The organism is Marinithermus hydrothermalis DSM 14884 (assembly GCF_000195335.1).
Taxonomy (GTDB): domain Bacteria; phylum Deinococcota; class Deinococci; order Deinococcales; family Marinithermaceae; genus Marinithermus; species Marinithermus hydrothermalis.
Genome location: NC_015387.1, coordinates 2,126,888 through 2,140,000, shown reverse-complemented (window position 1 = coordinate 2,140,000; position 13,113 = coordinate 2,126,888). Strand labels below are relative to the sequence as shown.

Annotated in this window: 14 protein-coding genes and 1 riboswitch (1 of these 15 running past the window's edge); of the genes, 9 read left to right on the top strand and 5 right to left on the bottom strand. The window is 68.8% G+C overall.

Annotated features, from left to right (window positions below; genetic code table 11):
* From nth to MARKY_RS10680, 3 genes are all read right to left on the bottom strand, one after another.
* Positions 1–198 carry the beginning of an endonuclease III gene (nth, locus tag MARKY_RS10690; protein ID WP_013704894.1) on the bottom strand. The gene continues 468 nt to the left of window position 1, outside the view, so 198 of the gene's 666 nt are visible here — the first part of the coding sequence; its start codon is at positions 196–198; its stop codon lies off the left edge, out of view.
* A 108-nt stretch (positions 199–306) separates the two neighbouring features.
* Positions 307–1,740 carry a proline--tRNA ligase gene (proS, locus tag MARKY_RS10685; protein WP_013704893.1) on the bottom strand — a complete coding sequence of 478 codons (1,434 nt, stop codon included), beginning with the start codon at positions 1,738–1,740 and terminating at the stop codon, positions 307–309.
* Positions 1,741–1,755: 15 nt separating this feature from the next.
* Positions 1,756–2,901: an MFS transporter gene (locus MARKY_RS10680; protein ID WP_148230433.1), complete on the bottom strand. Its 1,146-nt coding sequence runs from the start codon at positions 2,899–2,901 to the stop codon at positions 1,756–1,758.
* Between the two features lie 150 nt (positions 2,902–3,051).
* On the opposite strand from MARKY_RS10680, the gene MARKY_RS10675 reads away from it, so the two are divergent.
* A complete protein-coding gene (locus MARKY_RS10675; protein ID WP_013704891.1) occupies positions 3,052–3,720 on the top strand; it encodes a response regulator in 669 nt (222 codons plus the stop codon).
* Positions 3,721–3,948: 228 nt separating this feature from the next.
* Here MARKY_RS10675 and MARKY_RS10670 read toward each other — a convergent pair whose 3' ends face one another.
* A complete protein-coding gene (locus MARKY_RS10670; RefSeq protein WP_052297181.1) occupies positions 3,949–4,512 on the bottom strand; it encodes a DUF6812 domain-containing protein in 564 nt (187 codons plus the stop codon).
* A gap of 19 nt (positions 4,513–4,531) precedes the next feature.
* A riboswitch (cyclic di-GMP riboswitch) is annotated at positions 4,532–4,615 on the bottom strand.
* A gap of 103 nt (positions 4,616–4,718) precedes the next feature.
* Between MARKY_RS10670 and MARKY_RS10665 the strand changes: the two genes are divergently transcribed.
* The 4 genes from MARKY_RS10665 to MARKY_RS10650 are packed head-to-tail and all read left to right on the top strand — an operon-like array spanning position 4,719 to position 7,515.
* A complete protein-coding gene (locus tag MARKY_RS10665) occupies positions 4,719–5,807 on the top strand; it encodes a prepilin peptidase (protein ID WP_013704889.1) in 1,089 nt (362 codons plus the stop codon).
* 4 nt (positions 5,808–5,811) lie between these two features.
* Entirely contained in the window at positions 5,812–6,408 is a 597-nt protein-coding gene (locus MARKY_RS10660; RefSeq protein ID WP_013704888.1) for a MazG family protein, read from the top strand.
* A gap of 56 nt (positions 6,409–6,464) precedes the next feature.
* Positions 6,465–6,929 (top strand): NUDIX hydrolase, encoded by a 465-nt coding sequence (locus tag MARKY_RS10655; protein WP_013704887.1) that lies wholly within the window; start codon positions 6,465–6,467, stop codon positions 6,927–6,929.
* Positions 6,930–6,939: 10 nt separating this feature from the next.
* Positions 6,940–7,515: a carboxymuconolactone decarboxylase family protein gene (locus MARKY_RS10650; RefSeq protein ID WP_013704886.1), complete on the top strand. Its 576-nt coding sequence runs from the start codon at positions 6,940–6,942 to the stop codon at positions 7,513–7,515.
* On the opposite strand, the gene MARKY_RS10645 is transcribed toward MARKY_RS10650, so the two are convergent.
* Positions 7,507–7,911 (bottom strand): DUF4395 domain-containing protein, encoded by a 405-nt coding sequence (locus tag MARKY_RS10645; RefSeq protein WP_013704885.1) that lies wholly within the window; start codon positions 7,909–7,911, stop codon positions 7,507–7,509. The two genes, MARKY_RS10650 and MARKY_RS10645, sit on opposite strands and share 9 nt — an antisense overlap.
* A gap of 74 nt (positions 7,912–7,985) precedes the next feature.
* Between MARKY_RS10645 and pgeF the strand changes: the two genes are divergently transcribed.
* From pgeF to MARKY_RS10625, 4 genes are all read left to right on the top strand, one after another.
* Positions 7,986–8,717 (top strand): peptidoglycan editing factor PgeF, encoded by a 732-nt coding sequence (gene pgeF / locus MARKY_RS10640; protein WP_013704884.1) that lies wholly within the window; start codon positions 7,986–7,988, stop codon positions 8,715–8,717.
* Between the two features lie 17 nt (positions 8,718–8,734).
* Entirely contained in the window at positions 8,735–9,220 is a 486-nt protein-coding gene (locus MARKY_RS10635) for a YqeG family HAD IIIA-type phosphatase (protein ID WP_013704883.1), read from the top strand.
* Between the two features lie 103 nt (positions 9,221–9,323).
* Positions 9,324–11,978: a type II/IV secretion system protein gene (locus tag MARKY_RS10630; protein WP_013704882.1), complete on the top strand. Its 2,655-nt coding sequence runs from the start codon at positions 9,324–9,326 to the stop codon at positions 11,976–11,978.
* Between the two features lie 13 nt (positions 11,979–11,991).
* Complete coding sequence (locus tag MARKY_RS10625) at positions 11,992–13,107, top strand: type IV pilus twitching motility protein PilT (protein ID WP_013704881.1); 1,116 nt, start codon at positions 11,992–11,994, stop codon at positions 13,105–13,107.
* The last annotated feature ends 6 nt before the right edge of the window (positions 13,108–13,113 follow it).

Below are 13,113 nucleotides of genomic sequence, written 5' to 3'. Positions count from 1 at the left end.
CAGGGCGGGGGTGGCCGCGTTCACGGACTTGTCCGTGGCTTGCGCGGAGAGGACCGTGGCGACGAGGAGCTGGAACGGGGTCTCGTGCCGGAGCTCGGTACGCGCGTTGGGGTAGGCGGCCTCGAGGCGCTCGAGGATGCGCGCGGCGCGCGCGCGCTTGGTTTTTAGGGATTCCTTGGGACACTCGGGTCGCGCCATCCTTCCTCCCGACCGCCGCGATTATACCCAGAAACTGACCCGCGAGTCAGTCCACACGGCGAGCGGCCCGAGGCGCACCTAACCCCGGGACCGCTCATTCCTACCCGATTAGTAGGCCTTCGCGAACAGCACCCGCTTCCCGTACGCGCTCGGCCGACCGCAACGCACGCACAGCCCCGTCTCCTCCGGCGCGTCGAACGGGATGCAGCGCGTCGTGGCCTTGGTCTCCTCCTGGATCTCCTTCTCGCACTGCGCGTCCCCGCAGTGGAAGGCCCGCACGAAATGCCCCTCCACGCTCGCCTTGAAGGTCTCGTAATCGTCGGCGGTCACCGTGTGCGCCTCGCGGAACTCGAGCGCCCGGCGGAAGAGCTGCTCGTGGAAGGCCGCAAGCCGCTGCGGGACCGCCTCAGCAAGGCCCTCGAGCGGCAGGGTCTCCTTGCCGCCCAAGCGGCTCGCGAGGACCGCGGTGCCCGACTCCACGTCGCGCGGCCCGAGCTCGACGCGGTACGGTACGCCCCTCAGCTCCCAGTCGTTGAACTTGTACCCGGGCGTGTACTGGTCGCGATCGTCCAGGTGCACCCGTACCCCCTGGGCCTTGAGGCGCTGCTCGAGGGCCTGGGCCGCCTCCAGGACCCGCGCGCGGGTGGCCTCCTTGTAGATGGGGACGATCACCACCTGGATCGGGGCGAGCTTGGGGGGGAGGATCAAGCCCTTGTCGTCCCCGTGCGTCATGATGATCGCGCCGATGAATCGCCAGGACAAGCCCCAGCTCGTGGTGTGCACGTACTTCGTCTCGAGGTCCCGGTCCTGGAACTTGATGTCGAAGGCCTTCGCGAAGTTCGTGCCGAGGTAGTGCGAGGTGCCCGCCTGGAGGGCCTTCCCGTCGCGCATCATCGCCTCGATGGTGGTGGTGTACACCGCCCCGGCGAACTTCTCGGACTCGGTCTTCATCCCCTCCCACACGGGAATCGCCGCGTACTCACGCGCCAGCGTGGCGTATACCCCCAGCATGCGGCGGGTCTCCGCCTCGGCCTCCTCCTGGGTGGCGTGCGCGGTGTGCCCCTCCTGCCACAAGAACTCGCTCGTGCGGAGGAAGGGCCGGGTGCGCATCTCCCAACGCACCACGTTCCCCCACTGGTTCAACAGCTGCGGCAGGTCGCGGTAACTCCGGATCCACTTGGCCCACATGTGCCCGATGATCGTCTCCGAGGTGGGCCGCACCGCGAGGGGCTCCTCGAGGGCGTCTCCGCCCGCGTGGGTCACCACCGCGAGCTCGGGCGAGAACCCCTCGACGTGCTCCGCCTCCCGCTCGAAAAAGCTCATGGGGATAAACAAGGGGAAGTAGACGTTCTGGTGGCCGGTGGCCTTGAACATCTCGTCCAGGGTTCGCTGGATGTTCTCCCAAAGCGCGTACCCGTAGGGGCGCAGCACGGTCGTGCCCCGGACGGGACCGTAGTCCGCGAGCTCGGCCCGCTGGATTACCTCGAGGTACCACTCGCTAAAGTCCACTGACTGCGGCGTGATGCCCTTGTCCTTCGCCATACTCCGCCCATGATACTACCGCAGGCCGACGCGGGGTTTTGGCGCGGTGAGGCGCACGTACAGCAGGGTCACGCCCAGGGCGAGGAGAACCGCCAGGGGCAGGACCACCCCCACCCCGAACCCCGCCACCAGCACCCCCCCGAGGGGCGGGCCGATCAAGCCGCCCAGGTCCCAGCTCGCGGTGAAGAGGCTGAACGCGCTGCCGCGCAGCTCGAGCGGCGCGGCCTTGGTGACCGCGACGATGTTCGCCGGCAGGTAAAACCCCGCGCCCGCCCCCATCACCAACGCGGCGGCAAAGGCCCACGGGGGTACCGGGAAGGCCCACAGCACCCCCAGCCCCACCGACGCGCCCACGAACCCCCAAAGCGCCACGCGCCCGGCCGCCACGCGGTCCGCGAGCCGCCCGGCCGGTAGCCGGAAGAGCACCGAGACCAGGCTGTAAAACCCCAAGAACGCCCCCACCCAGGCCGCGGAGTACCCCGCCTCGGCGAGCAGGAGGGGGTAGAAGGTTTGGATGAGGGCGAAGACCGCCGCGAACCCCATGTTCGCGACCGTCGCGGCCAGAATGGGGCGGATCCGCACGACCTGCGCGAACCCTTCCCACCAGCGGCGACGCACGGGCCGAGTGAGGGTTTCGGAAAGGCGCAAGAGCACCGGCACGAACACCGCCTGCACCCCCACCACCGCGAGGAACACCCCACTAAACCCCAGCCCGTCCGCCAGCACCCCGCCGAGCGCGCTGCCGCTCATCACGCCGAGGCCGATCAGCAGGTTGCGCGTCCCCATGACCGTGCCCACCCGGCCTTCCGGCGCGAGGTCGCTGGTGATGGCCAGGCTCGAGGGCGCGAACAGCGCCATGGCCGCCCCTTGCAAAAACCGGCCGAAAAGCACGGCTCCAAACGGCCCTAAATAGAACACCCCCGCCGCGCTCCCCAGGGCCATCCCGATCACGGTGGGCCACTTGCGGCTCCACCCGTCCGCCGCCCACCCGCCCCAAGGCCGCAGCAAGATCCCCGCGAGCGGCATCAAGGCCACGACCCATCCCACCCAGCCGGGCGCCACCCCCAAGGCATGCAGGTACAGGGGTAAGACCGGGAGGGTTAAACCGTACGCGAGGAAGAAAAAGTACGTGGCTACGTGCACCACCCAGATCGCGCTCACACCCTGAGCTTACCGTGGGCGTGCCCCAGGCAAGGGGGCAGGGCCTCCCCCGTACCCGCGTGTAGGAAAACTCCGGACAAAGCGTGGGCGTTTTCCGAATCCCTTCCCGCCCTCCAAAGGGCTACAACAAAGCGGGGGAGGTGGAAACGCATGATCCGGATTCTGCTTGCGGACGATCACGCCCTGTTCCGGCAGGGGCTCAGGACGCTGCTGGAGGCCGAGCCGGAGTTCCGGGTGATCGGGGAGGCGGGGAACGGGCGGGAGGCGCTGCGCACGGCGCTCGCCACGCGTCCCGACGTGATTCTGATGGACATCCAGATGCCGGAGCTGGACGGGGTGCAGGCCACGCAGGAGATCCTGCGGGAGTTCCCGGAGGCCCGGGTGATCATGCTCACCATGTACCGGCAGGACGCGTACGTGTTCGAGGCGGTCAAGGCCGGGGCGCGGGGGTATTTGCTCAAGGACGCGCAGGCCGAGGAGCTGATCGACGCGATCCGCCGGGTGCACCAGGGGGAGGTGCTCTTGGACGGGGAGCTGGCGGAGCAGATCATCCAGGATTTTCGGGCGAAGCGGGAGGCCCTGACGACGGCGCCGGCGGCGGAGTTGACGGAGCGGGAGGTGCAGATCCTGCGGCTGTTGGCGCAGGGGGCGACGAACCAGGAGATCGCGGACGAGCTGGGGCTTTCGGAGAAGACGGTGCGCAACCGGCTCTCCGAGATCTTCGCGAAGCTGCACCTCAACAACCGCACCCAGGCCGCCCTGTACGCCATCCGCGAAGGGCTGGCCGACGCGGGGGGCGGTGGGGGCGTGCCGGCCTGAGCGGACCGTCCCGCTGGTGAACGACCGATAAGGGGCAGGTTGTAGCGCACGTAACCGTGTCCCGAGCGCGGGGGGGTATAGACTAAAAGGTACGCGAGGGGACCCCTCGGTATGAAACGGCCCCCGGTACTCCCTCCCGCAACACACAACCAAAACTAGGCGCATCCCCGGGGGCCGTGCTTTTGTTCACAGTGTAACAAACCCCCGCGGGACACGCCAGCCCCACGCTCAACCGAACACCGTGAGCGCCGCTTCTTGCTGCTGCGGCACGTCCGTAAACCCCTGAACCCGCCGCAGGTTCACCGTCACGAACTCGAAGGTGTCCACCGGCTTGGGAGCGCTCAAGGGGTGCTCCATCCCCAGCAAGTAGAGCTCCGCCTCAAACAGGGTCTGGAAGGGCTTCGTGACGGCGAGCCACTCGGGGAAACGCAAATCCCCCGGGCCGAACAGCTTCCCCACCAGGAAGAACCCCGGAAAGATCAGGGCCAGCCGGCGCGCCTTGACCAGCCCTTGCGCACTCGGGGTCGCGGGCCGCCCCCCCACCACCCAGAGGATCTGCTCCTTCGGCACCGCGATCGAGGTGACGGTACCCAACGCCTCCCGCGCCTCCGGCGGGTGCGCGTACCCGGGCGCGTACAACCGCGCGCCGCTCACCGCCAGGGTGGGGCGCGCCTCGAGGTTCAGGAGGTCGGCCGTCGCCTGCGCGCGCCCCACCCGGCCCGCCGGGGCCAGGTGAATCATCCCGTAGATGCGGTAGGTGTCCGTGTAGATCCGCGCCTCAAAGGCTTCCATCCATTGCTTGGACATTCTTCCCTCCCTTGGCCGGTTGCGCCACTGGCTCCCCCCGCCCCAGGCGCCCAGTTCACGGGCAGGGTTCATCGCCTCCAAGGGCCCGCTTACCTCAGGATCAGCCTAGAAGCTTCAACGCCCTTAGGGAACCCTCAAATGGGGGATGGCTCCACCGGCGCGCGAAGGCTCCCGCCGCATAGAATAGGGCCATGCTGTTCGCGTGGGCCTTCGTCCTCGGTACCGTCATCGGTTCGTTCCTCAACGTGGTGATCCACCGCTTGCCGCGCGGCCAGTCCGTGGTGGCGCCCCCCTCGAGCTGCCCCGCCTGCGGGCACCGGCTGAGCCCTTTGGAGCTCATCCCCATCCTCTCGTGGCTCGCGCAGGGCGGGCGGTGCCGGCACTGCGGTGCGCGGATCTCAGCGCGGTACCCTTTCGTGGAGGCCCTGACCGGGGGGGCGTTCGCCTTAGCGGCGGGGTTCTTCCCACGGTGGCCGGACCTCCCCTTGGTCTGGGTCTTCCTCGCCCTCCTCATCGCGCTGGCCTTCATCGACGCCGACCACCTCATCCTGCCCGATGCGCTCACCTACGGCGGGCTGGCCGTGGCCCTCGGGGGGGCGCTGGCCTTCGAGGTGCCACAAGAAGCACGGGAAGCCCTCGAGGGCGCGCTGCTCGCGAGCGGCCTCCTGGTGCTGATCGGGGAGTACGGCGCGCTCGTCGCGCGGCGCGGCGCGAACGGCCGGCCGAGCTGGCCGGTGGGGTTTCCGGAGGTGCACTTCGCCGCGGCCGTAGGGGCCTTCCTCGGGCCGGTGTGGGGGGTGGCGGCGGGGCTGAGCCGCTGGGGGTGGAACTGGGTGACGCGGCGCACCTGGCCCCTGCCGGACCTACTGCCCCTCTCGGCTGCGCTGCTCGGTCCCTTGCTCGCCGCGCTCTGGCCGGCGCTGCCCCTCGGGCCGGTGGAAAGCCTCAAAAGCCTCCTCCTCTCCGCGGGAGCCGTGGCGCTCTTAGGCGGGCTGTACTGGGCGGTGCAACCCCAGGACGAGGCGGAGGAGGACGAGGAGGAGGTCGTGGTGATGGGGTTCGGTGACGTGAAGCTCGCGGGGATGCTCGGGGCGTGGCTGGGGTTCTGGCCGTTCGTCGTGGGGTTGTTCCTCGCGGTCCTCGCGGGGGCCGTCCTCGGCGTGCTCCTCCGGCAGCGGCGCCTGCCGTTCGGGCCGTACCTCGCCCTCGGCGGGGCCGCGGCGCTGTTTTGGGGAGAGGCCCTCATTCGGGCTTACCTCGGGTGGTTGGGGGTAAGTTAAGGGTATGGAGCGACTGCTCGAGGTCATGCGCGCCCTGCGCGGTCCGAACGGCTGCCCCTGGGACAAGCAGCAGACCCACCAGAGCCTCCGGCCCTACCTGCTGGAAGAGGCGGCCGAGGCGGTGGACGCGATCGGGGAGGGCAGCGTGCCCAAGATGGTGGAGGAGCTGGGGGACGTCCTGCTCCAGGTCGCGTTCCACAGCGTGATCGGGGAACAAGAGGGCACCTTCCGCTACGCGGACGTGGAGCGCGCGATCGTGGAGAAGCTGATCCGGCGGCACCCGCACGTCTTCGGGGACCGCGAAGCGCGCACGGCGGCGGAGGTCCTGGCCAACTGGGAGCGGCAAAAGGAACAAGAGCGCGGCCCCAAACCCCCGTGCGAGCAGGTGCCTCGGGCCCTGCCCGCGCTGATGCGGGCCCAGGCGCTGCAGGAGAAGCTGAACTACCCTCAAGGCTCCCCGGAACGGGTACGGGAGGCGCTCGAGGCGGGGGACCTGGGCCGGTTGTTGTTCGAGGTGGTGGCGCTGTGCCGCAAGGAAAACGTGAACCCCGAGGTGCGCTTACGCGAAACCCTGGACGCGATCTGCTCCGAGAACTCGTAACCCGGCCGCCCAAACGCCTCGAGCTGGGGGACGGGTTCCGCGACGCGGCGGTCCTCGTGCCGGTGCTCGCCTCGGGCGAGGTGCTCTTCACGGTGCGCAGCGCGACGCTGCCCCACCACGGCGGCCAGATCAGCTTTCCCGGGGGGATGCAGGAGCCGGGCGAGACCCCCGAGGCCGCTGCGCTGCGCGAGGCGTGGGAAGAGGTCGCCCTGCCCCCGGAGGCGGTGGAGGTGCTGGGGCGGCTGGACCAGACCACCTCCCCCTTCGGATTCCGCATCACTCCGGTGGTGGGGTGGATCCCTCACCTCCCGGACCTCTCCCCCAACCCCGCGGAGGTCGCCCGGATCCTGCGCGTGCCCTTCGCGGAGCTCCTCGGAGCCCCCGCCTGGGCCGAGGTCCGGGAGCACGCGGGCCGGAAACGCCAGGTCTGGCACTACCCCTGGCGGGGGTACGACATCTGGGGCGTGACCGGGAATATCGTGCACGACCTGCTCACGCGCTACCGGGAAACAAACGCTTAGGAGGTGCGAGGTGGCTTGGATTGAGACGGTTCCCGAGGACCAGGCGACCGGGAAGCTCCAGGAGGTGTACGCGCGGCTTGTGCGGGCGCGCGGCGGGGTCTCGGAGGTCATGAAGGTGCACAGCCTCCACCCGGAGGCCATGGCGGCCCACCTCGAGCTCTACCTCGAGATCATGTTCGGCCGCTCCCCGCTGCCGCGGCCCCTGCGCGAGGCGGTGGGGGCGTACGTAAGCGCCTTGAATGCCTGCCGGTACTGCTGGGCGCACCACAGCGCGCCCCTTAAGCGGTACAAGGTGAGCGAGGCGGCCCTCGAGGCCCTCGCGCGGGGGGAGGTTGCGGCCACCGGCTTCCCCGAGGCGTGGCAGGCCGCGCTCCGGCACGCGGAAAAACTCACGCGAACACCGGAGGCCGTGCAGGAGGCGGACCTCGAGGCGTTGCGCGCGGCGGGCTGGGACGACCGGGCGATCCTCGACCTGACCCTGATCGTGGGGTACTTTAACTTCGTGAACCGCGTGGTGATGGGGCTGGGGGCCGAGCTCGAGCCGGATTTCCTGCGGACCACCGGGGAGCTGGGGGGGTCAGTTTAGGCCCAGCCTGTGGCGCAGCAGGCGGAACTGGTAGTACATAAAGCACCCCAGGCAAAAGCCGAAGGCCAGGTTGATGAAGGCCAGCAGGGCCACCACCAAGGCGAGGCCCCACCCCACAAGGGGCGCGCCGAGGGAGAAGGCCAGGGCGGCTGCGATCAGGAAGGCCGCGCCGACGCTGCGGGCGAACCGGTGGGGGCGCGGGTCCTCGTCCACGGGCCGGGCGGGGATCCGGAGCCCACGCTTTAAGGCGACCATGAAGTCCAGGCCCAGGTGCTGCGAGGCCATCAACGCCGCGAGGAGGTAGACCCCCTCCGCGCGGCCCGTGAGGAGGCTGAGCAGCACACCCACGACGATCAGGGTCTGGTTGAACAATAGCTGGTTCCGGTCCGTCCTCATACCCGCCAGTATACCCTTGATATCTATATACTCATGGGTAATGCGCCCCACAAAGCTCCAGGTAAACTGGAGTCATGCTCCTCACCTCTCCCCTCCTTTCCGCTCCCCACGGGTTCACCACCCGTCTGGGCGGCGTCTCCGCCCCGCCCTTCGACACCCTGAACCTCTCCACGGCCGTGGGCGACGCTCCTGAGGCCGTACGGGAAAACCGCCGGCGGGTCCTTGAAGCCCTGGGAACCCCGCCCCTTGCCGAGCTCCGCCAGGTACACGGCACCCACATCCACGCGGTCACGGGCCCCGGCACCTGGGAGGGGGACGGCCTCCTCACCCAAACCCCCGGCCTCGCCCTGCGCGTCGCCGTTGCGGACTGCTACCCCGTGCTGCTGGAGGACCCCACCCAGCGCGTGGTGGGCGCGCTGCACGCCGGGTGGCGCGGCGTGCTGGGCGGCATCCTCCCCCAGGCCCTCGAAGCCATGCACGGGCGCTGGGGCAGCCGCGTGGAGGAGGTGCGCGTCGCCGTCGGTCCGGGCATCCAAGGCGCGTGCTACCAGGTGGGTCCCGAGGTCATCGAGCACTTCGCCAACGCCGGGTTTCCCGACCATGTCTTCTGGCCCGACCCCCACGCCCCCGGCCGGTACCGCCTGGACCTCGAGGCCGCCCTCCGGTGGCAAGCCCGGACCGCCGGGGTTCGGCCCGAGCACTACTGGAGCCTCGGGGCCTGCACCCATTGCGACCCTCGGTTCTACTCGCACCGCCGCGACGCGGGGCGCACCGGCCGCATGTGGGGCGTGATCCGCGCGTGGTAAATTAGGAGCGGTCAGCGATGCTCAGGCCCAACGCCCAAATCACCGCGCTTTCCGAGCTTACCCCCGAGTGGCTCCGCGCCCGGGGCTTGAAAGGCGTGGTGCTCGACCTGGACAACACCCTGGTGCCCTACGGCGAGGAAGGCCCGGTCCCCGAAGCGCTCCTCGAGTGGCTCGCCAGCCTCAAAGCGGCGGGCATCAAGGTCGCGATCGTCACGAACGCCCTGCCCGGCCGGGCCCGGCACTGGGGGGAACGGCTCGGCCTCGAGGTCCGCGCGCTCGCGGGCAAGCCCTGGAAAGGGTTCCGGCGCACCATCCGTCGCATGGGCCTCACCCCGCGAGAGGTGGCGGTGGTGGGGGACCAGCTCTTCACCGACGTATTGGGCGGCAACCTGGTCGGCGCGTACACCGTGCTCGTCCCCCCCTTGAGCGAAAAAGGCCTGCCGCACACCCGCCTCATCCGCCGCCTCGAGCGCTGCATCCTGCGCACCACCGCGCGCCCCTAACCCCCCCATTCGGGGGTAGCCCCACGCCGGAGCGAATGGAGATACTAAAGGATATCCCCGTGCGCCCTAATGCTTCGCGTTTGACCCGTATTCGGGAGGAAAAATGAGCGTCTTAACGATCGGCGACAAGCGGTTGGGTGCCGCCCTTATCGAGCTCGGGTACCTCACGGATGAGGACCTCCAGCGCGCTTTGGAGCAGCACCGAGAGATCGGAGGGCGGCTGGCCGACGTCATCGTGGACCTGGGCCTCCTCTCAGAGCGCCGCATCGCCCAGGCCATCGAGGCCGCGTTCGGCATCCCCCTCGTGGACCTGCACACCCTCGAGATCCCCCCGGAGGTCCGGGCGCTCCTGCCGGCGGAGAAGGCCCAGGAGCTCGAGGCGATCCCCTTCGCCCTCGAGGACAAGACCCTGCGCGTGGCCTTCACCGACCCGCTCGACAACCTCAAGATCGACGAGGTCGAGGAGATCACCGAGCACATCGTGGAGCCGTACCAGACGCTAAGGGCCTCGTTCCAGTACGCCCTCGCTAAGAACTACCCTGAGCTGGGCCTGCCCCTTCCGCCGCCCCCCAAGCACACGAACCCCAGCGAGCTGAAGCTCGGTGAGCTGCTGGTGCATAAGGGCCTCATCACCCGCGAGACGTTAGAGCAAGCCTTGGTGCAGCAGGAAAAAACCGGGGAGCTGCTCGGCAAGATCCTGATCCAGGCCGGGAAGATCACGGAGGCGGACCTGTACCGCGCGCTCGCGGAACAAGCCGGGATCGCCTTCCTCGAGGACACCGCGGGGATCGAGGCCGACCCCGAGATCGCGAGCTTATTCCTACGCACGGACGCCCTGCGCTACCGCGCGATTCCCGTGGCGGAGGAAGGGGGTGAGGTCACGGTCATCCTCGGGGAGACGCGGCACCAGGAGGAGGTGCGCCGCATCCTGAACCGTCCCGTCCGCTTCTTCCTCACGACCCCTACGGCGTGGGAGCAGCTCTTCAAGCGCACCTACCCCGAGCACGCCCGGCTGGGTGAGATCCTGGTGCAGGAGGGGAAGCTGGAGCGCGAGGACCTCCAGCAGGCCCTTAAGGTGCAGCAGCGCCTGGGCCGCAGCCGGTCCATCGGCGAGGTGCTGGTCGAGCTGGGGTACGTCACCCCCGAGGACATCGAGGAGGCGCTGCAAAAACAACGCGCGGGCGGCGGGCGGCTGGAGGACACCCTGGTCCAGTCGGGCAAGATCAACCCCGAGATGCTCGCGAAAAGCATCGCGATCCAGCAAGGCTACCCGTACATCGATCCGCAGGAAACCCCGCCGGACCCTGGGGTCGTGATGCTGGTGCCCGAGGCCACGGCGCGCCGGTACACGGTCTTCCCCCACCACCTCGAGGGCGACGCCTTGGTGGTGTTGATGAAGGACCCGCGGAACATCTTCGCCATCGACGACCTGAGGATGTTCACCAAGCGGGAGATCAAGCCCGCCGTCGCCACCGAGGACGCGATCCTCAAGCTCATCGAGCGCTTCTACGGTCACACCGGGGAGCTGGACGAGCTCGCGAAGGAGTTCGCGCGGGAACGTCCCGAGGAGGAGCAGCTCGAGGCCTCGAACCTGGACGACAACGCGATCGTCCGGCTGGTGAACACCATCATCCGCGAGGCGTACCTGCAGGAAGCCTCGGACATCCACATCGAGCCGCGCCAGGACCACGTCCTGGTGCGCATCCGCGTGGACGGCGCGCTCCGGGAGTACACCCGCCTGCCCAAAGGCACGGGCCCAGCCATCGCCAGCCGCGTCAAGATCATGGGGCACCTGGACATCGCCGAGCGGCGCCTGCCCCAGGACGGGCGCGTGCGGTACCGGGACCACTCGATCGACCTGGACCTGCGCCTCTCCACGCTGCCCACCGTGTACGGCGAGAAGATCGTGATGCGCCTCTTGCGCCGCGCAGCGGACATCCCCGAGATCGAGCAGCTCGGCTTCGCCCCCAGCGTCTTCGAACGCTTCCAGGAGGTCATCCAAAAACCCTACGGGATCTTCCTAATCACCGGCCCGACCGGTTCGGGCAAGTCGTTCACCACCTTCTCCATCCTCAAGCGCATCGCCACCCCCGACAAGAACACCACCACGGTCGAGGACCCGGTCGAGTACGAGATTCCCGGGATCAACCAGACCCAGGTCAACCCCCAGGCGGGCCTCACCTTCGCCCGGGCGTTGCGCGCCTTTCTGCGCCAGGACCCGGACATCATCATGGTGGGCGAGATCCGCGACCAAGAAACCGCGCAGATCGCTACCGAGGCCGCACTCACCGGCCACCTGGTCATCGCCACGCTGCACACCAACGACGCGGCCGGCGCGATCACCCGGCTGGAGGAGATGGGGATCGAGCTCTTCAACATCTCCGCCTCCCTCATCGGGGTGCTCGCCCAGCGCCTCGTGCGCCGGGTCTGCGACCACTGCCGGGTCGAGGTAGACCCCGACCCCGCGGTCCTCAAGAGCCTCGAGCTCAGCGAGCGGGACCTCGAGGGCAAAACCCTCTACCGCGGCGTGGGGTGCGAGCGCTGCGGCGGCACCGGGTACCGGGGCCGGTACGCGATCCACGAGCTTTTGGTGGTGGACGACGCGATCCGCCAGGCGATCGTCGCGGGCAAATCCGCCACCGAGATCAAGGCCCTCGCGCGCGAGCGCGGCATGCGAACGCTGCGGGAGGACGGGATCTACAAGGCCCTCGAGGGCATCACCACCCTGGAAGAGGTCATGGCACGGACCCTCGAGTAACGGGGAGGGCAGCATGGAAAAAACGCCGGACATCGTGAAACTGCTGGAGCTTACGGTTCAACGGGGCGCTTCGGACCTGGTCTTGACGGTAGGAGTGCCGCCCATGCTCAAGGTGGACGGGGAGTTTCACCCCACGGAGTTCGAGCCCTTGACCCCGCAGGACACGCGGCGGTTGATGTACGCCATGATGGACGAGAAGCAGCAGCGCCAGTTCGAGGAGAACAAGGAGCTGGACTTCTCGTTCAGCCTGCCGGGCAAGGGCTGGTTCCGGGTGAACGTCTTCTTTCAGCGGGGCTCGGTCGGCGGGGTGCTCCGCGCCATCCCCGCGGTGATCAAGGGGTTCGACGAGCTGGGCCTGCCCAAGAACATCGCGGAGATCGCCTTGAGCCCGCGCGGCCTGGTCCTGGTCACGGGCCCCACCGGCTCGGGTAAGTCCACCACCCTCGCCGCGATGGTGGACTACATCAACGAGAACCGCCGGGTGCACATCGTGACGATCGAGGACCCCATCGAGTTCTTCCACAAGCACAAGATGGCCATCGTCAACCAGCGCGAGGTGGGGACCGACACCCACGACTTCTCCCGGGCGCTGCGCAGCGTGCTGCGCCAAGCCCCGGACGTGATCCTCGTGGGGGAGATGCGCGACTACGAAACGATCCGCGCGGCGATCACCGCGGCGGAGACCGGGCATTTGGTGATGGGCACGCTGCACACCAACTCCGCGCCGGAAACCATCGACCGCATCGTGGACGTCTTCCCCGAGGAGCAACAGGAGCAGGTGCGCGTCCAGCTCGCGAACAACCTGGTCGCGGTCCTGACGCAACAACTCCTGCCCAAAGCGCACGGCGACGGCCGCGTCCTCGCCTACGAGCTCATGATCGCCACGCCCGCGGTGCGGGCCCTGATCCGCGAGGGCAAGACCCACCAGCTGCCCTCCGTCATCCAGACCGGCGGCCAGTACGGCATGATCACCATGGACGCGCACCTCGCGGACCTGTACCGCCGCAAGCTCATCACCTACGAGGTCGGCCTCGCCCGCGCAGTGGATCCCAAGGAGTTCAGCCGCCTCGCGGGGATGCAAGAACCCAGCCCAAGCTCCGCGCGGCGGCGCCCCGGCTTTTCGGGGTAAGCTAAC